At 74.5% G+C, this 21,632-nt stretch carries 21 protein-coding genes and 1 pseudogene; 6 read left to right on the forward strand and 16 right to left on the reverse strand.

Annotated features, from left to right (window positions below; all coding sequences use genetic code 11):
* Nucleotides 1–355: 355 nt before the first annotated feature.
* Complete coding sequence (locus tag J2S46_RS27940; protein ID WP_191292499.1) at nucleotides 356–1,630, forward strand: lipase family protein; 1,275 nt, start codon at nucleotides 356–358, stop codon at nucleotides 1,628–1,630.
* A 59-nt stretch (nucleotides 1,631–1,689) separates the two neighbouring features.
* Here the strand turns inward: J2S46_RS27940 and J2S46_RS27945 are convergent, their stop codons facing one another.
* Nucleotides 1,690–1,902: a DUF4287 domain-containing protein gene (locus J2S46_RS27945; protein ID WP_191292500.1), complete on the reverse strand. Its 213-nt coding sequence runs from the start codon at nucleotides 1,900–1,902 to the stop codon at nucleotides 1,690–1,692.
* A gap of 288 nt (nucleotides 1,903–2,190) precedes the next feature.
* On the opposite strand from J2S46_RS27945, the gene J2S46_RS27950 reads away from it, so the two are divergent.
* A complete protein-coding gene (locus tag J2S46_RS27950) occupies nucleotides 2,191–2,562 on the forward strand; it encodes a VOC family protein (RefSeq protein ID WP_191292501.1) in 372 nt (123 codons plus the stop codon).
* 148 nt (nucleotides 2,563–2,710) lie between these two features.
* Here J2S46_RS27950 and J2S46_RS27955 read toward each other — a convergent pair whose 3' ends face one another.
* Nucleotides 2,711–3,235 carry a hypothetical protein gene (locus tag J2S46_RS27955; RefSeq protein ID WP_191292502.1) on the reverse strand — a complete coding sequence of 175 codons (525 nt, stop codon included), beginning with the start codon at nucleotides 3,233–3,235 and terminating at the stop codon, nucleotides 2,711–2,713.
* A gap of 168 nt (nucleotides 3,236–3,403) precedes the next feature.
* Here J2S46_RS27955 and J2S46_RS27960 point away from each other — a divergent pair, with 168 nt between their 5' ends.
* On the forward strand, nucleotides 3,404–4,414 hold the full coding sequence (locus J2S46_RS27960) for a hypothetical protein (protein ID WP_191292503.1): 1,011 nt from the start codon (nucleotides 3,404–3,406) through the stop codon (nucleotides 4,412–4,414).
* Nucleotides 4,415–4,459: 45 nt separating this feature from the next.
* Here J2S46_RS27960 and J2S46_RS27965 read toward each other — a convergent pair whose 3' ends face one another.
* Nucleotides 4,460–4,942 carry a helix-turn-helix domain-containing protein gene (locus J2S46_RS27965; RefSeq protein WP_191292527.1) on the reverse strand — a complete coding sequence of 161 codons (483 nt, stop codon included), beginning with the start codon at nucleotides 4,940–4,942 and terminating at the stop codon, nucleotides 4,460–4,462.
* Between the two features lie 260 nt (nucleotides 4,943–5,202).
* On the opposite strand from J2S46_RS27965, the gene J2S46_RS27970 reads away from it, so the two are divergent.
* Nucleotides 5,203–6,051: an AzlC family ABC transporter permease gene (locus J2S46_RS27970; RefSeq protein ID WP_191292504.1), complete on the forward strand. Its 849-nt coding sequence runs from the start codon at nucleotides 5,203–5,205 to the stop codon at nucleotides 6,049–6,051.
* On the forward strand, nucleotides 6,048–6,356 hold the full coding sequence (locus J2S46_RS27975) for an AzlD domain-containing protein (RefSeq protein ID WP_191292505.1): 309 nt from the start codon (nucleotides 6,048–6,050) through the stop codon (nucleotides 6,354–6,356). The genes J2S46_RS27970 and J2S46_RS27975 overlap by 4 nt, the downstream gene beginning before the upstream one ends.
* A 56-nt stretch (nucleotides 6,357–6,412) precedes the next feature.
* Here the strand turns inward: J2S46_RS27975 and J2S46_RS27980 are convergent, their stop codons facing one another.
* The 13 genes from J2S46_RS27980 to J2S46_RS28040 form a co-directional block, all read right to left on the reverse strand.
* Nucleotides 6,413–6,790, reverse strand: a complete 378-nt coding sequence (locus J2S46_RS27980; protein ID WP_191292506.1) for a DUF3703 domain-containing protein — start codon at nucleotides 6,788–6,790, stop codon at nucleotides 6,413–6,415.
* Between the two features lie 128 nt (nucleotides 6,791–6,918).
* The gene (locus J2S46_RS27985) at nucleotides 6,919–7,692 is read right to left on the reverse strand and encodes a helix-turn-helix transcriptional regulator (protein ID WP_191292507.1); all 774 of its coding nucleotides are present in this window, start codon (nucleotides 7,690–7,692) and stop codon (nucleotides 6,919–6,921) included.
* Between the two features lie 37 nt (nucleotides 7,693–7,729).
* Nucleotides 7,730–9,073 carry an MFS transporter gene (locus J2S46_RS27990; RefSeq protein WP_191292508.1) on the reverse strand — a complete coding sequence of 448 codons (1,344 nt, stop codon included), beginning with the start codon at nucleotides 9,071–9,073 and terminating at the stop codon, nucleotides 7,730–7,732.
* A gap of 112 nt (nucleotides 9,074–9,185) precedes the next feature.
* Nucleotides 9,186–10,280, reverse strand: coding sequence for an N-acetylglucosamine kinase (locus tag J2S46_RS27995; protein WP_191292509.1), 1,095 nt, complete (start codon nucleotides 10,278–10,280; stop codon nucleotides 9,186–9,188).
* Nucleotides 10,277–11,278, reverse strand: coding sequence for an N-acetylmuramic acid 6-phosphate etherase (locus tag J2S46_RS28000; protein WP_229913105.1), 1,002 nt, complete (start codon nucleotides 11,276–11,278; stop codon nucleotides 10,277–10,279). Before J2S46_RS28000 ends, J2S46_RS27995 begins: the two co-directional genes overlap by 4 nt.
* Nucleotides 11,279–11,317: 39 nt before the next feature.
* Nucleotides 11,318–11,806: a PPOX class F420-dependent oxidoreductase gene (locus J2S46_RS28005; RefSeq protein ID WP_191292510.1), complete on the reverse strand. Its 489-nt coding sequence runs from the start codon at nucleotides 11,804–11,806 to the stop codon at nucleotides 11,318–11,320.
* A 239-nt stretch (nucleotides 11,807–12,045) separates the two neighbouring features.
* Complete coding sequence (locus J2S46_RS28010; protein WP_191292511.1) at nucleotides 12,046–13,080, reverse strand: N-acetylglucosamine kinase; 1,035 nt, start codon at nucleotides 13,078–13,080, stop codon at nucleotides 12,046–12,048.
* 70 nt (nucleotides 13,081–13,150) lie between these two features.
* Nucleotides 13,151–14,443: a 6-phospho-beta-glucosidase gene (locus J2S46_RS28015; protein WP_191292512.1), complete on the reverse strand. Its 1,293-nt coding sequence runs from the start codon at nucleotides 14,441–14,443 to the stop codon at nucleotides 13,151–13,153.
* On the reverse strand, nucleotides 14,443–15,351 hold the full coding sequence (locus J2S46_RS28020; protein WP_191292513.1) for a carbohydrate ABC transporter permease: 909 nt from the start codon (nucleotides 15,349–15,351) through the stop codon (nucleotides 14,443–14,445). Before J2S46_RS28020 ends, J2S46_RS28015 begins: the two co-directional genes overlap by 1 nt.
* A 3-nt stretch (nucleotides 15,352–15,354) precedes the next feature.
* Complete coding sequence (locus J2S46_RS28025; RefSeq protein WP_191292514.1) at nucleotides 15,355–16,338, reverse strand: carbohydrate ABC transporter permease; 984 nt, start codon at nucleotides 16,336–16,338, stop codon at nucleotides 15,355–15,357.
* Nucleotides 16,339–16,355: 17 nt separating this feature from the next.
* Nucleotides 16,356–17,711 (reverse strand): ABC transporter substrate-binding protein, encoded by a 1,356-nt coding sequence (locus J2S46_RS28030; protein WP_191292515.1) that lies wholly within the window; start codon nucleotides 17,709–17,711, stop codon nucleotides 16,356–16,358.
* A 201-nt stretch (nucleotides 17,712–17,912) separates the two neighbouring features.
* On the reverse strand, nucleotides 17,913–19,103 hold the full coding sequence (locus J2S46_RS28035) for an ROK family transcriptional regulator (RefSeq protein ID WP_191292516.1): 1,191 nt from the start codon (nucleotides 19,101–19,103) through the stop codon (nucleotides 17,913–17,915).
* A gap of 371 nt (nucleotides 19,104–19,474) precedes the next feature.
* A complete protein-coding gene (locus J2S46_RS28040) occupies nucleotides 19,475–20,587 on the reverse strand; it encodes a mechanosensitive ion channel family protein (protein ID WP_191292529.1) in 1,113 nt (370 codons plus the stop codon).
* 523 nt (nucleotides 20,588–21,110) lie between these two features.
* Between J2S46_RS28040 and J2S46_RS28045 the strand changes: the two are divergent.
* Nucleotides 21,111–21,614, forward strand: a pseudogene (locus J2S46_RS28045) (HNH endonuclease); the annotation flags it as partial.
* Nucleotides 21,615–21,632 lie beyond the last annotated feature (18 nt).

Consider the following 21,632-nt stretch of genomic DNA (forward strand, 5'->3'; position numbering starts at 1 on the left):
GGCCGGACGGCCGTCCCTCTCGGATGCGCAACGTTCCGGTGGTCGGCGGCCAGCCGATCGAGAGGGTCTGCCTCGTCGTGTTTCCGACCCTGACGTGATGACGGCCTGCTGTCGACGACCTCGGCCAGCCGGGCGCGATCGACCGGCCTCTGGCGAGGTCGGGGCCCTGCCCGCTCACCGGCCGAGGCAACACGCCCGTATTGGCACGATAAGTGCTGCTATGGTCAGCGGACAGTACTCTCGGCTCGACCATGACAAGCAGGTCGGACGCCCCCGGCCGGGGGCCGAACGGCGGCTTCGAGCGACGGGAATCCTGATGAGAGCCTGGCTACGGGCAGTCACTTCGGCTGCCCTGGTGACCTTTCTCGCCCTGCCCGGGCTGGGCACGGGCACGGCGGCCGCCACCGGCGGGGGAGTCGGGGGAGAGCGCTCGGCGCAGTGCGCGCCGGGAGTGCCGGCCGGGCCCGACGGGGACGCGTTCTACGAACCGCCTTCGCCGCTGCCCCGGGGGCGGCACGGTGACCTGATCCGGGCTCACCGCATCGAGGCGCCGGACGGCGCCCGGGCCTGCAAGATCCTGTACCTGTCGACGCTGCACGACGGCACCCGGGTCGCCGTGTCCGGGCTGGTGGCCTGGCCGGACGGGCCGGCGCCGCGCGGCGGCCGGAACGTGGTGGCGTGGGCGCACGGGACGGTCGGCGGCCCCCGCCAGTGCGCGCCCTCGGCCGCGCCGAACCCGGCCCGGGATCTCGTCGACTACTTCACGTACGACAGCCCGTTCCAGATCGACGTCGGCGTGCCCGCGCTGACCCAGTTCCTGGCGGCCGGTGACGTCGTGGTGGCGACCGACTACCAGGGCCTGGGGACGCCGGGCGTCCACCAGTACGTGGTCGGTGCCACCGAGACGCACAACGTGCTGGACTCGGTGACCGCCGCCCAGCAGCTGCGGCCGGTGCACGCGGGCAAGAAGGTGGCGGTGCTGGGCTGGTCGCAGGGCGGCGGCGCCGGGCTGTTCGTCGGACAGGACACCCCGGCCTACAGCCCCGGCCTGGACCTGGTGGGGGTGGCCGCGCTGGCACCGGCGGCCGACCTCGGCCCGCAGTTCGCCGGCCTCGTCCCGCCCGGTCCGCGCAACGACTCCTCCGAGTCGCACAACGCGGCGCTGCGGATCAACGTCTACCGGGGGTTCCTCGCGGCCTATCCGGAGCTGCGGGCCACCGACGTGCTCCAACCCGCCGGGATCCAGGCGTTGGAGGGTGACGGGGTCGCCTGCATCGAGCACTTCGCCGACGTGATCCAGAACAACGTCGGCGACGCGCACCAGCTGGACACCCTGTTCAAGCCGCTGCGCGAGGTGCCGGACAGCTGGCACCAGCGCTTCCACGAGAACACGCCGGGCTACGTCACCACCGTGGCGCCGGTGCTGGTCATGCAGGGGACGGCCGACACCGTGATCAACCCTCACTCCACCGAGCAGTACATCAGGCGGGCCTGCGGCTTCAGCCAGCCGGTCGAGTACACGACGTACGAGGGCGCGACCCACAACACGATCCCGTTCGAGGCGCAGCAGGAGTACCTGTCCTGGATCGCCGACCGCTTTGCCGGGAGCCAGGCCCCGTCGAACTGCTGACGCCACGACGGCCGGGTGGGCCGACGGGCCCGCCCGGCCACGGGCGTTCCGCCGCCGGCCTACTTGCCGGCGTCCTCCGCGAGGGTGTGCGCGACCAGGGCGTTGGCGTGGCCGTGTCCCATCCCGTGCTCGGTCTTGAGCCAGGAGACCAGCTCCATGTGCTTGGTCAGCGGTGAGGCGCGGATCAGGTCCTTCCATTCGCTGATCGGCCGGCCGTACTTCTTCTCGATCGAGGGGAAGTAGCTGGCGGGGCCCTTGACCGGCTCGGTCATCGCGGTTCGTCCTGACTGTCGTTGCTGGTGGTCACGTGCATCATGGATCCCGGCCGACGGCGGTCGCGGGACCGGCGCCGTGGACGACGTAGGTGATCCGACCCGTGACCGTCGCTGTGACGCGGTGTCCGGATCCGTCCGACAATCTACGGGCCGGCACTGACAAACGGCCCGGCGGACACCCCGGCCGGCAGCCGGCCCACGAGAGCCGGCGCAGGAGAACCGGCCCACGAGAGCCGCTGCACGGGAGCCGACCTGACGGACGGTCGGGGGCGGCACAATCGGGTCATGCTGAGAATCGGAACGGTGGTCCTGGGCGCCCAGGACGTACGGCGGGCGGCGGAGTTCTGGGGGCGGGCCCTCGGGTACGTCCCGCGTGACGGCGAGCCCTCGCAGGACTGGGTCGTCCTGGTGCCGCCGGACGGGCCGGGCACGCCGGTGGCGCTCGGCCGGAGCGTGACGCCGGTGCAGGAGCACCCGCGGGTCCATCTCGACCTGTACGCGGACGACGCGGCCGAGCAGGCCGCCGAGGTCGAACGGCTGGTCGGGCTGGGCGCCGTCCGGGTCGACTGGGACAGCTACCCGGAGGACCCCGACTTCGTCGTCCTCGCCGACCCGGAGGGCAACCGTTTCTGCGTGATCGACACCGCTCACGGCTGAGGCCCGCCGGGCGGGTGGCGGGTGGCGGGTGACCGGTTGCGGGTTGCGGGTTGCGGGGGAGGTCCCGTCCGCCCTCCTGGGAGAGCAGGGGGCGGACGGGAGTCGGCGGTCGGCCCGGGCCGTCCACGGCGTGGGTCGCGTCAGGCCGTCACGTCGTGCAGTTCACGAAGGTGTCGCCGGTGTGGCTGAGGCCGTCCTCGGTGCCGGCCCCGCCCGCCCACTCGTAGTAGACGTAGGAGTAGAAGCCCAGCTTGATGGGGCCGCCGCAGTTGCTGTCGGCGCCGATCCGGTAGGTCAGGGTCGCGGTGCGGGACTCGCCGGGACGGATCAGGGCGGTGAAGCCCGGCGCCACACCGGGTGTGCAGGCGTTGCCCTGGTCGTCGGTGCAGTCCGTCCAGCTGTAGGTCAGCCCGGCGGAGACGGCCAGCATGGTCTCGTAGGTCTGCTGGAAGGACTGGAAGACGAACTGCACGTCGGTGGTCCGGTTGTTGGTGAAGGTCATGGTCACCGTGACGCTCTCGCCGGGGTGGGCGGAGGTCCGGTCGGCCGACATGGCGAAGTAGGACGGCACGGTCGAGGTGGCGGCCCGGGCCGGCTGGGAGAGGCCGACGAGGCCGATCAGCAGGAGGAAGAACGCGGTAAGCCTGAGACTCCGTAACTTTGTCCTTGGCATAGTCCGGAGCGTAGGCGCTCGACGCCTGTCCGTCACCGGCGCCGGCGGGGTCTGACCGGATATCGCCGCCGGGGCGGTCGGGCCCGGCCGGACAGCGGCGGCGCCGGGCCGGGCACCGCCGGAAAATCCCGTCGGCCGTTTGCGGGCATCGGGTTAACGTTCCGGACCATGGGATCACGAGCGAACTACGTGGTGGTGGAGGGCGGCGACTGGTCGCTCCACCGGTCGCACTGGGGCGCCGGCCGGGTGGCGACCGACCTGGCCCACGGGCCGGCCGCGGCCGGCCGGTGCTTCCGGGCCAACAGCCGGGTCGACGACGCCCTGCGGACCGACCCGGACGGCTGGCTCGACGACGTGTGGTGCGAGGGCGCCGCCTTGGTCGACCACGACCGGAGGACGCTGCTCTGGTACTGCGACGAGACGTTCGGCTGGGCCCGGTACGCCGCGCAGGCCGCGGTGCTGGCCAGGACCTGGCCCGGCTGGGAGATCCGCTGGGCCTCCGACGGCCTCGGCGACCTGCACGACCACCTCGGCCTCGGCCGGGGCTTCGGCCGAGGCGCCGCGAAGCCCCCGGAGGCCCACGAGCCGCACTGGTGGCCGCCCGGCGAGGACGAGACCTGCACGCTGCTGACGGTCCGGCGCCCGGACGGCCGGGTGCGCGCCTGGGGCTCCTGGGCGGAGGTCGTGGAGCAGCTCGGCGGCGGCGAGGCCCTGCTCGGCCTGCTGCCCGACGACGCCCCCGCGCCGGTGCTCACCGCGATGCCGGACAGCGGCATCCACTTCGACCAGCTCACCCGCACGATCGGGGTGTGGACCACCGTCCCCGTCCTCGGCCTTCTTCCCTGGCCGCTGCCCGGCTGGGAGGGCTGGGAGTTGTGCCTCTGGGGCGACGACCACACCCGGCAGGCGGCGGCGTCCGACGGCGCGGTGCCGCTGCCGCGGACGGACCTCACCGTCGAACTCCGGCGGTGGCTCGAACGCGTCGGTGAACCGCCGGCCGACAGTCTGCCCCGCCTCCTGCAGGCCCTCACGCCCCCGCCGGGGTCGGACCTGACGGCGGTGGTCAACCCGTCGGCGGCCGTGCCGCACGCGGGGCCCGAGCCGACCGCCGCGGAGCGCCTCGCGCTACGGGCCGTGTTCGAGGCCGTCCTGGCGGAGCAGGCTGGCGCCGGCGGGTGACCCGCGGGGGCCGGCCGGCGCGGTGCGTGGCGCTGCGGCCCGGGCTCAGGTGTGCTCCATGACGATGACCGCGGTGGTGTCCGGCACGAGAGCGCGGAAGATGTGCGGGGTGTCTCCCGGGTAGGCGATGTAGTCGCCGGGAGCCAGCTCGACCGGGTCCTCGGCGGGGCCGACCAGGGCGCGTCCGGCGCTGAGCAGCAGGTGTTCGGTGGTGCCGGGGTTGTGCGGGTCCGAGGTGCGGGCCTCGCCGGGCTGGGCCTCGATCCGGTAGATGTCCCGGCGGGCGTTCGGCGGGCAGGACGCCAGCAGGGTGGCCGAATAGTCGGCGCGCTCCGAGTGGGTGACCGGGCCCTCGCCGGCGCGGATCACCTTGACGACGGGCCGGGGCGGGTCGACCAGCCGGCTGAACGGTACGTCCAGGGCGACGCCCAGCGCCCACAGGGTCTCCACGCTGGGGTTGCCGGTGCCCGATTCGAGCTGCGAGAGCGTGGACTTGGCGATCCCGGCGCGCTTGGCGAGCTCGGTCATGGACAGGCCGGTCCGCTCGCGCTCCCGGCGGATGGACACCGCGATCAGCTCGATCGGATTGGGTCCGCCCGCTCGGCCGCTCCCGGTCACCGCGTCCTCCGTCGCGCCGTCGTCGGCCACGTCTGCCACGTCTGCCACGTGTTCGCTCCAGAAGTCTGCTCGTTCGACTTGACGAACGCCTCCATCGTCTCGTTCACTCTAATGGACAGGCGTTCGCCACGGCGAACATCAGGGAGTGCGGACCGGATGAGTGTGACCGGATGAAGTTGGAACAGGACCTGCCGACCGCCGGGGAAGCCCCCGCCGGGACGGCCCCCGCCCGGAGGGCCACGGCGGCCGTCGTCCGCGACTCGCTCGGCATCGGGCTCACCGTCGGCGTCTCCGGGCTGGCCTTCGGCGTCGCCGGCAGTGCCGCCCACCTGAGCGTCTGGCAGACCTGCGCGCTCAGCCTGCTGGTCTTCACCGGCGCCTCGCAGTTCGCCCTGGTCAGCGCGCTGGCCGCCGGGGCCGCGCTGCCGGCCGCCGTGCTCGGCGCGCTCTTCCTCGGCGCCCGCAACGCCTTCTACGGGCTGCGCCTCGGGCCCCGGCTGGAACTCTCCCGGTTGACCAGGCCGTTCGCCGCGCACCTGACGATCGACGAGACCGCCGCCGTCGCCCTCACCCAGCCCGACCGCCGCAGCGCCCGGCTCGGCTTCGCCGTCACCGGGATCAGCCTGTTCGCCACCTGGAACCTCTGCACCCTGGCCGGCGCCCTCGGGGCCGACGCCCTCGGCGACCCGGCCGTCTACGGGCTCGACGCGGCCGGGCCGGCCGTCTTCCTGGCACTGCTCGCACCCCGGCTGCGGGAGGGGGCGACCGAGCTGAAGGTGGCCGCCGTCGGCGCCCTCCTGGCGCTGGCCGCCACCGTGGTCCTGCCCACCGGCGTGCCGGTCCTGCTCTCGATCGCCGCCGTGCCGATCGTGCTGGCCGCCGCCCGCCGCCGCGACCGCGCCGCCGGCGACGGGCCGGGCGGCCCCGACGGCTCCGGCCCCGCCACCACCTCCGCCCCCGCCAGCACCCCCGGCCGCGCCGGCACCCGCGGCCGCGCCGGCAAGGAGGACCTCGGATGACCGTCTGGATCGCCGTCGGCGCGACCGCCCTCGGCTGCTACCTGCTCAAGCTGATCGGCCTCAGCATCCCGGCCGGACTGCTGGAGCGCCCGGCCGTGCGCCGCTCGGCCGCGCTCATCCCGGTCGCCCTGCTGGCCGCCCTCACCGCCCTGCAGACCTTCGGCAAGGACGACGGCCTCAGCCTGGACGCCCGCGCCCTGGGCCTGGCCGCCGCCGCGCTCGCCGCCTGGCGACGGGCGCCCTTCCTGCTGGTGGTCGGCATCGCGGTGCTGGTCACCGCACTGGCCCGGCTGATCGGCGGCTGATCGGCGGCTGATCGGCGGCTGAGCTGCCGGGGAGCGCCCGGGGCGGCCGCGGGCCGTCAGCCGGCGGCCCGGGAGGAAGCGGCGCCCGGCCGGTCGGCCAGCAGCAGCGCCAGATCCCCGGGGACGGTCATCGGGGTGAACAGTCCGGCCGCCGTACGACCGTTGTTCCCGACCGGCGCCCGGCCGGTCAGTGAACCCGGCGCCGCCACCAGCAACCTGACCACCTGGCCGACCGCCTCCCGGCGGTCCCGGTGGCGCAGCGCCAGGCGGAACATCGCCCAGTGCGCCCGGGTGTGCGGCCAGGCCCAGGGCTGGGAGAGGACGTGCGCCCGTTCCAGGGCGCTCCACATCCCGGCCGGGTCGGTGCTGGTACGGGCCCGGCGCAGTTCGCCCTCGAAGGCTTCGCGGACGCGGGACGGCATGGGGTGCGGCATGGTTCCTCCTGACGGGCCGGTCCGTTCGGAGCCGGCGCGACCCCCAGCCTGCCGGGCGCCGGCCGGCCTGACTTGAACGAACCTGCTGCGATCCTGCCGGTGCGGCCAGGGGCATCGTCAGGCACGGCCTACGGCCACGTCGGTGAGGCCGACGACCCGGGTACCCAGCGCACCCGGTGGGCGAACTCCGAGGGCGGGATGCCGAAGGTCCGGCGGCAGGTCCGGGTGAGGTGCGCCGCGTCGGCGAAGCCCGCCTGGTGCGCCGCCGCCGTCAGCGACGCCCCGGCGGCGATCAGTTCGGTGGCCCGGCGCATCCGCAGCCAGCGCACGTACGGCCGTAGCGGCAGGCCCAGTTCGGCCCGGAACAGGTGGGCCAGCCGGCTCTCCGACAGGCCCACCGCGGCGGCCAGGGCGCCGATCCGCACCTTGCCGTCCGCGACCAGTTCCGGCAGCCGGGCGACCGCCCGCGCCACCGCGGGGTGACGGGCCCGCGCCGGGCCGCCACCGGCCGCCGCGTCCACCAACGCCCCGATCCGGGCGAGGAGTTCCTCGTGCCCACCACCGCTCACCGGTGGCAGCGCCCCGCCCGCGCGGGCCCAGGCGGCCGCGCACCCGGGCGGCTGCGCGCGGCGGGCGAGTTCGCGGCCGGTCACGGAGTCCGGGTCGAGCTGTGCCAGCACGCCCTCGGCGGCGCCCCGCAGCACGGTGTGCTCGGTGTCCGCCGGGACGACCACGGCCCGGCAGACCACCCGCAGGCCGGCGGCGTCGGCGAGTTCCAGCGTGCCCCGGGCGGCCACCAGGACCTGGACCGAGTGGTGGGCGTGCATCGCGGCGGCGCCGATCCGGCCGCCGAACAGCAGCATCCCGGGCCGCACGGTGGCCGCGCCGGTCCATCGGTCCACGGCTGTCGCACCCCCTCGCCCTGCCGGTCCGGGGAGTCTACGTCCGCGGGGCGGGGCGGCGTCCGCCCGGCAGCCCCGGCCCGGCTCCGGCCGTCGGCCCGGCTCCGTTCACCGTCCCCGCACCGGTCACAGACCCGACTTCGGCCGCCGGCCCGAGGACGGACCCGCCCGCCGGACCGGGCGCCCGTACGGCGTCGGGCGGGCGGAGCTCCGCCGGCACCAGGGCGGCGGCCAGCAACGGGAGGGCGACCGTCAGGCCGTAAGCGAGGCCGAAGCCGCCCGCGCCGATCAACCGGGCGGCCAGCGGCGGCACGCAGGCCGCGACCGCGTTCTGGACGGTGGTGTGGATGCCCAGGGCACGGCCCGCCCAGCCGGCCCCCGCGTACTCGGCGACGGCGGTGAAGGAGAGACCGTTGGTGCTCACCGTCAGCACCCCGGTGGCCGCCAGCGCCACCGTCGCGACGGGCGAGCCGGTCAGCACGCAGACCGTCAGCGCCGCCAGCGCCCCGGCGGTCACCAGGGCGAGCACCCGCATCGGCCCGGTCCGGCTGCCCACCACGTCCGACCAGCGGCCCGAGGCCAACCGGGCGCCCGCGCCGCCGACCTGCACACAGGCCAGCAGCGCACCGGCCGTGGAGGGCGCCCAGCCCCGCTCGTCCACCAGCAGCACCAGCGCGAAGGCGGCCACCACGAACTGCGGCACCACCAGCAACGTCGCCGCGCCGTGCAGCCGCCACAGCACCGGCGTCCGGTACGGCGACCCGGCCCGCCCCGGCACGTCCCGGGCAGGCCGGGCCGGATCGCGGACGGCGACCACCACCAGCAGGGCCGCCGTCACGCTCATCGCGCCCAGCACGGCCAGCGCCGTCCCGCGTCCGTGCGCCGCCGTCCGGGGCAGCAGGACGGCGGCGACCGCCATCCCCAGGGGCAGCGAGGTCTGCCGCAGCCCCATCGCGACACCCCGCTCGCGGGCCGGGAACCAGCCGAGGATCAGCCGCCCGCTGGAGGCGTGCGCCGAGGCGCCGGCCGCGCCGGCCAGCACGAAGCAGGCGCCCAGCGCGGCCGTCCCGCGCACCGCCGGCGCGGCCAGCAGCACCAGACCGGCCACGCCCAGCCCGCCCGCCAGCACCCAGCGCTCGCCCCAGCGGTCCGCCGCCGAACCCCAGGCGGCCAGCGTCAACACCAGCCCGGCCGTCGGGCAGGCCGCCAGCAGACCGGCCCGCCCCAGCGACAGACCCTCGTCACGCAGGGCCGGGATCAGGTAGGGCAGCCCGAACTGGAAGGCGCACCCGGCCGTCATCGCCAGCATCCCGACGGCCAGCACCGCCCAGCGCCGCCGGTCCGGCGCCCGTCCGCCGTCCGCTGCCGCCGTGCCCCGCATCCTCGCCACCTCCTGGTCGACCGCCGTGCCCGCCCGACACTCAACCCGAACCGGGCGGGCGGGGGCGGCGGCGTCCAGCAGGCAGACGGCCGGCGTGCCCGCCTGCCCGGGCCTACGGCAGGAAGGCCTCGTGCGGGGTGCCGGGCACGACCGTGCGGGCGGCCAGCCAGGCGGCAGCCATGGCGGTGTCGCCGGCCGCCACGACCCGGCCGGGCAGAGCGGCCAAGGCAGCGGTGAGCGCGTCCCGCACCGGGCCGGGGGAGGCGGCCACCGCGCCGGCCAGCACGATCGGCTCCGGCGGGGCACCGGCCGGCAGGGCGGATTCGACCAGGGCGGCCAGATGCGCAGCCGCACGGGCGGCGATCCGGGCGGCGGCCCCGTCGCCAGCCGCCGCACCGGCGCTGACCAGCGGCGCCAGGGCGGCCGGTGCGGTGGCCGGCGCGTCGTAGACCGCGCGCAGCAGGCCCGCGACGGCGCCGGCCCGGGGGCGGGCGGGGACGCCCAGGGCGGCGAGCACGGCGGTGGTCAGGGCGTCCGGCGCGCCGGACGGCGACCCCAGCGTGTCGAGGGCGTGCCGGGCGGCCTCCCGGCCGAGCCAGAACCCGGAGCCCTCGTCGCCGAGCAGCCAGCCCTGGCCGCCCCGGACGCCGCTGACCCGGCGGCGCTGGAGCCGGCAGGCGACCGCGCCGGTGCCCGCGATCAGCACCACGCCGTCCGGCGCGGCGGTGCCGGCGGCGAAGGCCACCTCCGCGTCCGGCCGCAGGGACAGCCTCAGGTGGCCGGGAACGGCCGGCCCGGCGGCGGTCCGGCACTCCTCGGTGAAGGCCACCGCGGCCGTGTCGGTGGCGAACCGCCGGTAGCCGGCCAGGCCGATCACGCAGGCGGCGAGCCGGTCCGGGTCGTGGTCGCCGAGCGCGGCCCCGATCACCGTGCCGATCCGCTGCGCGGCCGCCGGGCCGCCCTGGGCCTGCGGGTTGCCGCCACCGCCGCGGGCCTCGCCGAGGCGTCGGCCCGTCAGGTCCGCGAGCACGGCCCGGACGGCGGTGCCGCCGGCGTCGACGCCCAGCACCAGGCGCTGCTCGGCGCCGGGCGACGGCCAGGCGCCCGCGTCCCGCGCCCCCGCACCGGTGCGGTCGGCGGAGCCGGTGCCCGGTCCGGTTCCAGGGGCGGGGCCCGGGCCGGTGGCCTGGTCCTCGGGCGCGCTCATGACGGGTCCTCCGGGTCGTGGACGACGGGTGCGGCCGCCGATGCGGCCAGCCTCCGGACGGCGGCCAGCGGCAGACCGCCCGCCGCCCGCAGCGCGGCCCCGGCGGCCTCGGGCCCGACGCCGGCCAGCAGCGAGACCAGCGCGGTCGCCGTCCGGCCTTCGCAGGCGCGCAGCGCCCGCTCGGCCTCGGCGGCCGGCACCCCGCAGGCCAGGGACAGCGTACGGACCGCCCGCCGGTGCAGTTTCGCGTTCCCGGCCGAGGCGGTCACCATCAGGTTCGACCAGGTGTGCCCGGTGCGGACCATCAGCGCGGTCGAGAACATGTTCAGGGCGAGCTTCTGCGCGGTCGCGGCCTTCATCCGGGTGGAGCCGGTGACCACCTCGGGGCCGGTGGCCAGCACGATGTGCAGGTCGGCGTGGGCGGCCAGCGGGGCGGCCGGGTCCCCGGAGAGCAGGGCGGTGACGGCGCCGGCCGCCCGGCCGTGGGTGAGCGCGGCGCCGACGTACGCCGTCCGGCCGCTCGCGCTGATCCCGATCACCAGGTCGCCGGCCCGGACGTCGGCCGTGTCGGCGCCGTCCGCGCGGTCCTCCGCCGCCTCGTCGGCCGTCCGCCCGGCCGCCGGACCGCCCGCCAGGTGCGGACGGACGGTCTCCGGGCCGACGCCGTAGGTGGGCAGCAGTTCGGCGGCGTCGGCCAGGGCGGCCCGGCCGGAGGAGCCCGCACCGAAGTAGTGCACCCGGCCGCTCCGGGCGAGGGCTGCCAGACCGGCCTCCACCAGGGCCTCGATCGCGGGCAGCGCGGCCGCGACGGCGCCGGGCACGCCGGCGTCCTCACGGTTGATCAGGGCGAGGAGGTCGGCGGTGCCGAGCCGGTCCAGGCCGGTGCTGGCCGGGTTGCGCCGCTCGGTCGGGGGCAGCGACTCCTCGGACGGCAGCGGCTCCCCGCCGACCGGCGGGTCCTCGGGGGCGGGCGGTCCGGCGGTGCCGGGTCGGGTCACGGGACGTCCTTCGCGGGCGGTATGGGCCGGGCCGGTGCCTCAGCCCCGTCCCTCGTCCCCCTCGGGCTCGGCGAGGCGGGCCGGGAAGCCGCCGGTGGCGACCGGGCCCCAGCGGCGCGGGGTGATCCGGATCAGCGACTTGCCCTGCTTGACCATCGCCGCCCGGTACTCGTCCCAGTCCGGGTGCTCGCCCGCGATGTTCCGGTAGTACTCGACCAGCGGCTCGACCGCCTCGGGCAGGTCGACGACCTCGGCCTCGCCGTCGATCTGCACCCACGGTCCGTTCCACTCGTCGGACAGCACCACCACGCTGACCGCCGGGTCGCGGCGGGCGTTGCGGACCTTGGCGCGCTCCGGGTACGTGGAGACGACGATCCGGCCGGCGTCGTCCACGCCGCAGGTGAGGGGCGAGGCCTGCGGGGAGCCGTCGGCCCGGCGGGTGAGCAGGAGCGCGCGGTGCCGCGGCCGGACGAAGTCCAGCAACTCGGCGAGTTCCACGCGGGTGTTCGAGGCGATGGAGGGGCTCATGGGGAGGAGCGTAGACGAGCCGGGCCGCCCGGCCGGGGACGTGTCCACCGTGGGCGGGCCCGACGCGAGGGATCCGATATGAAGGCCCGGACATGACGGGCCCGGATTTGACGGGCCCGGACATGACGGCGTCCGCCGGGGGAGCCGGCCGGACAGGCGTGCGGGCCTGTCCGGCCGACCTCCCTGGCGGACGCCGGGTCGGAGGGTGCTGCCCCGAAGGGCGGGTGGCGCTGCGCCGGTCAGGCCGCGACCTGGTCCTGGAGCGAGTACGCCGAACGCAGCCGCTCCTGGGCCGCCGGGCCGCCGCCCAGGCCCGCCGCCGCCAGGTGGTCCAGGCCGAGCAGGGCGGCGCCGAGCACCGGCGGGGCGACCACGATGCGCGGTTCGGCCCGCGGGGCGGCGGCGGCCAGCCGGGCCGTCACGTTGTCGATCAGCAGCGGCTGGCGCGAGGCCAGCACACCGCCGCCGAGTACCACCGGGGTGGGCTCGCCGAGCAGGCCGAGCCGGGTGAGGGCGACGATCGCGAGGCGGGTGATCTCGTCCGCCTGGCGGTCGATCAGCTCCAGCGCCGGGCCGTCGCCGGCCTGCGCGGTGGCGAACAGCACCCGGACGATCTCGTGCAGCCGGCCGCGGTCCAGCTGGCCGAGGTGCATCGCCTCGGCGACGGCGCTGGAGCTCGGCAGGCCGAAGTGCGCGGCGATGGCGGCGGCCAGCGCGGTGGGCGCCCCCCGGCCGTCCTCGGCCCGCACGGCGTGCCACATGCTGCTGGCGGCCAGGCCCGCGCCGCCGCCCCAGTCGCCGGTGAGCTCGCCGAGGGCGGGGAACCGCGCCGTCCGGCCGTCCGGCAGCAGGCCCACGCAGTTGATGCCCGCGCCGCAGACCACGGCGACCCCGCGCGGCCCGTCGGTACCGGCCCGCAGCAGGCCGAAGGTGTCGTTGACGACGTCCGCGGTGACGCCCCAGGGCTGCTCCGCGATGGCGGCCTGCAGCAGCCGCTCCTCCACCGGGAGGTCGGCGTTGGCCAGACAGGCGCTGACGTGGCTGGTCAGCGGTCTGCCGCCGAGGGTGTGGCCGGCCTGCGCGGCCGCGGCCGCGACCAGCGGCACCAGGGCGGCGATCGCGGCCTTCGGGCCGACCAGGTGCGGCTGGAAGCCGCCGCCCCGGGCGCTGCCGAGGACGGTGCCGTCGGCGGCGACGAGGGCGACGTCGGTCTTGCTGTTGCCGGCGTCGATGGCCAGGACGCCGGGCAGGAGTGGATCGGGCTGGTGGGTCATCAGGTCCCCGCGCTCGTACGTGCCCCGGCCGTCGTCCCGACCGGGGTTTCTGGGTGCTGCTGAGGGCTGCTCAGGCCCAGCTGAGGTGCTCGCGGTTGTTGGCGAGCAGGCTGTCCGTCAGCTTGTCCGCGAGCTCCAGCTGGCCGACCAGCGGGTGCGCGAGCAGGGCGTCGAAGACCCGGTCCCGGCCACCCTTGAGCGCGGCCTCCAGGGCGAGCTGCTCGTACGCGGTCACGCCGGCGATCAGGCCGGCGTAGAGCGGCTCCACGGGGCGCTGCGGCAGGGGGCGCACGCCGGCGGCGTCGACCTCGGCCGGCACCTCGATCACGGCGTCGTCCGGCAGGAACGGCAGCACGCCGTCGTTGCGGGCGTTGACGACCTGCACGGTGGTCCGGCCGTCGGTGCCCAGCAGCGAGGCGATCAGCTGGACCGCCGCCTCGGAGTAGAACGCGCCGCCGCGCTGCGCCAGCAGCTCGGGCTTGCTGTCCAGCGCCGGGTCGGCGTACATGTCCAGCAGCTGCCGCTCGATCGCGGCGACCTCGGAGGCCCGCGAGCCCTTCGCCTTCAGCTCCTCCACCACCACGTCGTGCTGGTAGAAGTACCGCAGGTAGTACGAGGGGACCACGCCGAGGCGCCGGATCACCGGCAGCGGCAGGTGGAGGTCCTCGGAGATCTCCTGGCCGAAGCCGGCCAGCAGCTCGGGCAGCACCTCGCGGCCGGTGGCGCTGCCGGGGGCGTCGAGCAGGGTGACGCCGCGCTCCCAGGTGAGGTGGTTCAGGCCGACGTGGTCGAGCCGGATCAGCTCGTGGTCGACGCCGAGGTGCTTGGCGAAGCGCCGCTGGAAGCCGATCGCCACGTTGCACAGGCCGACCGCCTTGTGCCCGGCGCTCTGCAGCGCCCGGGTGACGATGCCGACCGGGTTGGTGAAGTCGACGATCCAGGCGTCCGGGTTGGCCCGGCGCACCTGCTCGGCGATGTCCAGCACCACCGGGACGGTCCGCAGGGCCTTCGCCAGGCCGCCGGCGCCGGTGGTCTCCTGGCCGACGCAGCCGCACTCCAGCGGCCAGGTCTCGTCCCGGTCGCGGGCGGCCTGTCCGCCGACCCGCAGCTGCAGCAGGACGGCGTCCGCGCCCTGCACGCCGGCCGCGACGTCCGTGGTGGTGCTGATCGTGCCGGGGTGCCCCTGCTTGGCGAAGATCCGCCGGGCCAGACCGCCGACCAGCTCCAGGCGGTCCGCGGCGGGGTCGATCAGGACGAGTTCGCCGATCGGCAGCGTGTCGCGCAGCCGGGCGAAACCGTCGATGAGTTCGGGGGTGTAGGTGGATCCGCCGCCGACGATGGCGAGCTTGAGCGTGGGGGACATCAGCCCTTGACCCCTGTCAGTGTGACGCCTTCGATGAAGGCTTTCTGGGCGAAGAAGAACAGGATGATGACGGGTGCCATGACGAGGAGGGTGGCGGCCATCGTGAGGTTCCAGTTGGTGTGGTGGGCGCCCTTGAAGGACTCCAGCCCGTACGAGAGGGTCCAGGCGCCGGGGTTCTCGCTGGCGTAGATCTGCGGGCCGAAGTAGTCGTTCCAGGCGTAGAAGAACTGGAAGAGCGCCACGGCGGCGATGGCCGGTCTGGCCATCGGCAGTACGACCCTGAGCAGCGTCCGCAGGTCACCGCAGCCGTCGATCTTGGCGGCCTCGATGTACTCCTTGGGGATGGTCAGCAGGAACTGGCGCAGCAGGAAGATCGAGAACGCGTCGCCGAAGGCCATCGGGATGATCAGCGGCCAGAGGGTGCCGCTGAGGTGCATCTGCTTCGCCCAGAACAGGTACATCGGGATGACGGTGACCTGCGGCGGCAGCATCATCATCGCGATGACGGCCATCAGGGCGAGGTTGCGGCCCCGGAAGCGGAACTTGGCCAGCGCGTACGCCACCGGCAGGCTGGAGACCACGGTCAGCAGCGTGCCGAGCCCCGCGTACAGCAGGGTGTTGCGCCACCAGGTGAGGAAGCCCGGGGTCTGCCACACCTTGACGTAGTTGCCCCACTCCCAGGAGGTGGGCCAGAGGTTCTTGGTGAGGGCCTGCTGGTCGGTCATCACCGAGGTGAGGAAGACGAACACGAACGGCAGGACGAAGAACAGTGCGGCCGCGATCGCGGTCGAGTGCACGGCGACCCAGTGCAGGGCGGCCCGCCGGCGGGCGGTCCGGGCGGCCTCGGAGGCGGACTTCGAGGAGCCGGGCGCGGCCGCGGGCTTGGTGAGGGTGGTGCTGAGTGTCATGGGTCAGTCCTCGTTCGCCATGAAGCCGGATTTGCGGCGCAGAAGGATCGACGTGAACGCCATCGAGATGGCGAACAGGATCAGGGCGATGACGCAGGCCGAGCCGTAGTCGAAGCGCTGGAAGCCCAGGTTGTAGACCATCTGCGGCAGGGTCCAGGTGGAGCCCTGGGGGTAGCCGGGTTCGAACTGCTGGCCGGACCCGCCGATCACGCCGCTGGCGACCTTCCCGGCGACGATCGCCTGGGTGTAGTACTGCATGGTCTGGATCACCCCGGTGACCACCGCGAACATCACGATCGGCGAGATGTTCGGGAAGGTCACGTAGCGGAACCGCTGGAACGGTCCGGCGCCGTCGAGTTCGGCGGCCTCGTACTGCTCCTTCGGCACGTCCAGCAGGGCGGCCATGAAGATCACCATCAGGTCGCCGATGCCCCACATGGCCAGCATGGTCAGGGCGGGCTTGGACCAGCTGGGGTCGGTGAACCAGCCGGGAGCCGGCAGACCGAGGTCGCCGAGCAGCTGGTTGACCGGGCCGGTACCGGGGTTGAGCAGGAAGGCGAAAGCCATCGTGGCGGCCACCGGCGGGGCCAGGTAGGGCAGGTAGAAGAAGGTGCGGAACAGCCCGGCACCGGTCTTCACCTTGGTGATCAGCATGCCGATGCCGAGACCGAAGACCACCCGCAGCGAGACCATCACCACGACCAGCCACAGGGTGTTGCGCAGGCCCTGCCAGAAGAACGGGTAGTCGTTGAAGACGTACGACCAGTTCTTCAGGCCGGTGAACGTCGGGGTCGTGAACCCGTCGTAGTGGGTGACGGAGAAGTAGAGGGTGGAGACCAGCGGGTAGACGAAGAAGAAGCCGAAGCCGATCAGCCAGGGCGAGAGGAAGGCCAGGGTGCGGGCCGCCGCCCGGCGGCGCTTGCTGCGAAGCGCCGCCGGGACGGGGAGTCCGGCACTCGCCTTACGGGAGCCGAACGCGATTGCCATGTGTTGCTCGCCTTACGCTACTTCGCCTGGTTCACGGCGGCGTCGATTTCCTTGGCGGTGGCCGCGAGGCCGGCCGCCAGGTCGGTCTGCTTGCCCGACTCGTAGTCGTAGCCCAGGTTCTGCAGGGACACGATGTACGCGCCGCCGTTGACGCTGGCGGGCGTGGTGCCGGAGTTGGGGTTCTTGGCGATGTCCAGGAAGGTCTTGAAGTTCGCGTCGGCGTCCAGCTTCGGCGAGTTCAGCGCCTCGAAGGTGCTCGGCACGTTGTGGATCGCGTTGGCGAAGCTCACCACGGCGTCGGTGTTGGTGGTCAGGTACTTGACCAGCTCCCAGGCCGCGGCCTGCTTCTTGCTGTTCTTGGCGATGCCGATGATGGTGCCGGTCTGGTAGCCGCGGCCGTAGGTCGAGACCTCGGCGTCCGGCACCGGGAACGGCGCGGTGGCCCACTCGAAGTCGGGCTTGTCGGTGGCCAGCGAGGCGGTCCGCCACTCACCGTCGATCGCCATCGCGACCTGGCCGGTGTGGAACGGGTTCTTGGCGCTGAACTCGTCGCCGAAGGAGGCGCGGTACTTCTCCAGCTTGTCGAAGCCGCCCAGCTTGTCGACCAGGCCCTTCTGCCAGGTCAGCATCTCGGCGACCTTGGGGTCGGTGGCGATGCTCGACTTGCCGTCGGAGCCGAAGTAGCTGGGCCCGAACTGGCCGAGGAAGTGCTCGGTGGTCGACTCGTAGCCGTGGTAGTTCGGCATGAAGCCGAGCTGCTTGAAGCCGTCGCCGTCGGCGATCGTCAGCTTGGCGGCCGCGTCGGCGAACTCGCTGAAGGTCTTCGGCGGCGCGGTGATGCCGGCCGCGGCGAAGGCCTTCTTGTTGTAGTAGAGGCCGAACACGTCACCGAGCAGCGGCAGCGAGCACTGGTTGCCCTTGAACTGGGTGTAGTTGAGCATCGCCGCCGGGAAGGTCTTGGCGGCGTCTATGCCGTCCTTCTTCAGCAGCGGGTTGAGGTCCGCGAAGACGTTCGACGAACAGAAGGTGCCGACGTTGTTGGTGGTGAAGGAGGACACCACGTCGGGGGCGTCGTCGCCGCCGGCCCGCAGGGCCTGGTTGGTCTTGTCGTCCGCGATGTTGCCGACGGCCTTGACGTGGATGTTCGGGTGGGCCTTCTCGAAGGCGGCGATGTTGTCGTTGATCGCCTTGGTCTCGCTGTCCTGGCTCCAACCGTGCCAGAAGGTGATCGTGACGTCCTTGCCGCTGGCCGAATCGTCGTTGCCGCCACCGGAGTTGGTGCCGGTGCAGGCGGTGGCGAGCAGGGCCAGGACGGCGCTTCCGGTGACGGCGGCGATCGTACGGCGGGCTCTGCGGGAGGTGGTGGCGTGCACTTCGAGGTCCTCCTGGGGGGTGCGCGGGCAGGCGTCATTGCCTCGTCGCCCGGCGGGGGTTGGGGGAAGGTGTGCTGCGGTCGCGGTGTCGGGTGCGGCGCGGTTCTGAGTCTTCCTCAGCTGCGGTGCGGTGCGGTGTCGGGTGCGGGGAAGTCGGTGCGGGGAAGTCGGGCGGGGAAGGGTCTGTCGGGCGGCGGAGCGTCAGTGGGTGGAGAAGACCGCCTCGCGGGCGGCGGCCAGTGCGCGCTGCAGCGCCCCGTGCAGGACGGGCGGTCCGGGCAGCGCGCTGCTGCGGACCTCCGGCCGGGTGATCGCGATCCGGGCCAGCTCGTCCTCGACGAGCAGGCGCAGCCGCTCGCCGCCGGCGATCGGGACGCCGCCGGAGACCACCACGAGCTCGGGGTCGACGACGGAGACGATCACGGCCAGCCCGACGGCGAGGCGCCCGGCCAGCGCGGTGAGGAAGTCGTCGCCGGCGCCCGGGGTCTCCAGGGCCAGCAGGACCGCCTCCTCGGCGGTCGGCGCGGTCAGGCCGTGCTCCCGGGCGAGTGCCCGGACGGCCGGTGCGCCGACGAGTTCCTGGAACCCGCCGGAGTTCTTCCGGCGGACGTCGCGGACCACCGGTGCCCCGGGCACCGGCATGTAGCCGACCTCCCCGGCGCCCCCGGTGAACCCCCGGTGCAGGCGGCCGGCGATCACGATCGCGGCGCCGGTGCCCTCACCGGCCCAGAGTAGGACGAAGTCCTCGCAGCCCTGGGCGGCGCCGGAAGCCTGTTCGGCGACGGCGGCCAGGTTGACGTCGTTCTCGATGCTCACCGGCGCGTCCAGCGCGGCCGAGAGCTCGTCGGTGAGCCGCGGCGAGTGCCAGCCGGGCAGGTGCGAGGCGTAGCGGAGCTTGCCGCTCACCGGGTCGGGGGCGCCGCCGACGCCGATCACGATCTCGCGCAGGCTGCCGGGGGCGAGGCCGGCCCGGCGGACGGTCTCGGCGACCGCCTCGCCGACCTTCTCCACGGTGGCGGCGGCGGGCCAGCCCTTGGTGGGGACGACGTGCTCGGCGAGGGTGCGGCCGGTGATGTCGGCGACCGCGACCCGGACCTGGCTGGTGGTGACGTCCAGCCCGGCGACGTACCCGGCGGCCGGGTCGACCTGGTAGAGCTGCGCGTTCGGCCCGGGGCCGCCCTCGGTGGTGCCGACCGGCACCACCAGCCCGGCGGCCTCCAGGCGGGCCAGCAGCTGGGAGGCGGTGGGCTTGGACAGGCCGGTGAGGGTGCCGATCTGGGTGCGGGAGAGCGGCCCGTTCTCCAGCAGCAGCTGGAGGGCGGCCCGGTCGTTGATGGCGCGCAGCAGGCTGGGGGTACCGGCGAGGGGGAGGCGGCTGGTGTTCTCGGTCACAGGTCGATCCTCCTCTTTCGGTGGCCCGGCCGGCAGGCCGGGGTCGGGTGGGCCCGGCAGGCCGGGGTGGCTCGGGCCCGGCAGGCCGCGGTGACCGGGCGGGGTCGCCCGGTGGTTGCGACAAGAACTGTTAGGAAACTTTCCAGTCGCTTGGAGAGGACCGTAGAACCCGGCTCAGCAGGGTGTCAATGGCCCGCCCGCAGGTGGATGCCGAAGCGTTACCGGACACGACCGAGCCCCGCCCCCCGGCAAGGGGGACGGGGCTCGGTGGGAGGCGTCGCGGGCCGTCCGCGCGGACGCCCGGGCCGGGGCCGCGGCGGCCCCGGCGGCGGACCGGCCGGGACGAGGGCCCGGAGGCCGCGCAGGCCGGCTCAGGTGGTCTTGAGGGACCCGGGCCCGGCCTCGTCGGCCGGACGGGCCGGAGCCGGTATCGGCGCCGCGGCCAGCGACCGCGGCGAGGCCGGATCGGCCAGCGCCGACGGCGGGCCGGCGTCCGCCACCAGCACCGGGGCGACCGCGGCAGCCGCGGTCGCGGCGGCGGCCGCGGTCGGGACCTCCTCCTTGAGCTTGATCCCCGCCAGGTCGAAGGCCGCCTTCAGTCGCTGCCGAAGACCGCGGCCCACCAGCGCGGACCTGCCCGGGGCCGTCCTCGCCTCCAGTCGCAGCACCACCGAGTCCGCCGCCACCGACTCCACCCCGAGCACCGAGAACGGCGCCCAGATCAGCTCGTCGTACGGGGACTCCTTGGACAGCGCCTCCGCCGTCTCCAGGATCAGCGCCTCGACCCGGACCAGGTCCTCCTTGTAGCCGACCTGGACGTCCACCGAGGCGGTCGACCAGCCCTGGCTCATGTTGGCGATCCGCTTCACCTCGCCGTTGCGGATGTACCAGATCTCGCCGTTCGCCCCGCGCAGCTTGGTCACCCGCAGGCCGACCTCCAGCACCGTGCCGGTGGCCACCCCGGTGTCGATCTCGTCCCCGACCCCGTACTGGTCCTCCATGATCATGAAGACCCCGGAGAGGAAGTCCGTCACCAGGTTGCGGGCGCCGAAACCGATCGCCACACCCGCGACACCGGCACTGGCCAGCAGCGGCGCGAGATTCACCCCCAGGGCCGACAGCACCATCAGCGCGGCCGTTCCCAGAATGGTGAACGAGGCCACGCTGCGCAGCACTGAGCCGATCGCCTCCGAGCGCTGCTGACGCCGCTCCGGGTTGACCACCCCGGTGTTCGCCAGCAGCCCGCCCAGCCGGCTCGGCTCGGCGGCCTCGCCCTCGGCGGGCTTGGTCATCCGCCCAATCAACTGGGTGATCAGCTTGCGCACCATGGCCCGCAGCACCAGCGCGAGCACCACGATGAAGACGATCCGGATACCGCCGGCGACCCACTCCTGCCAGTGCGCGTCCAGCCAGCCGGCCGCCTCCTTGGTGCTGCTGGTGACCTCGTCCGCGCTGGTGGGGATTCTGAGGTCGAGCCCGGGCAGGCCGGACGGCGGCTGGCCCGTGCCGGGGGTGGGGGCCGTGGGAGCCGTCGTCGGGGTCGCGTCGGCGAGGAGACCGGTGACACCGGACCAGGACACGTGCGGGGCCTTCCTGCAGGGAGCGGTGGAGGGCCGCCGGGGACCCGGTGCGGCGCCGCTCCCGGGCCCGAAGGCCGTCCGAACCAGCCTAGCGGCCGCCCGGGGCCGTCCCGGACAGGCAGTCAGGGCTGCTCCGGCCGTCCGCGGCCGGGCCGACGCCGGGTGACGGCGGACGGTGACCGCCGAGGGGCGGGCGGGTGACGACGCGCCGAGGACACCCCGGCGCGTCGGGTGCAACCCGGCCGCGACCTGGGCATACCGGGTATGACGGAAGACACATCCGGAATTCACGTCAGGTCCGTTACACAGGAGTGGTGGCGCCGCGCGAACACGTAAGGCGACACTGGGGGAGATCACGCACCCGCTGCGTGGTCGAACCGCTCGTCCCGGCGCGAGCCACGCGCCGCAGGCGTCCAAGGAGGCATCCGTGCCGCATGTCCTGGTCCTCAACGCGTCCTACGAGCCACTCGGCGTCGTATCGATGCGCCGCGCACTCATCCTGGTCCTCAACCACAAGGCGGTCAGCCTGGAGGACTCGGGAGTCACTCTGCACAGCGCCACCAGCGCCCTTCCGGCGCCGTCCGTCGTCCGGCTGACCCGCTTCGTCCGGGTCCCCTTCTGCGGGCCCGTCCCGCTCACCCGCCGCGCTCTGTTCGCCCGTGACCACGGGCGCTGCGTCTACTGCGGGGCCGCCGCGACCAGCGTCGACCACGTCATCCCGCGCAGCCGGGGCGGCCAGCACCGGTGGGACAACGTCGTGGCGGCCTGCCGCCGCTGCAACCACACCAAGGCCGACCGGCACCTCACCGAACTCGGCTGGCGGATGAAGCGCCAGCCCGCCCCGCCCAGCGGCCTGGCCTGGCGCATCATCGGCACCGGGATCAAGGACCCGCGCTGGCGGCCCTACCTGGAGCCGTACGGGGCGAACGACCAGTTCCGGGAGTACGAG

It is taken from the genome of Kitasatospora herbaricolor (genome assembly GCF_030813695.1).
Lineage (GTDB): Bacteria > Actinomycetota > Actinomycetes > Streptomycetales > Streptomycetaceae > Kitasatospora > Kitasatospora herbaricolor.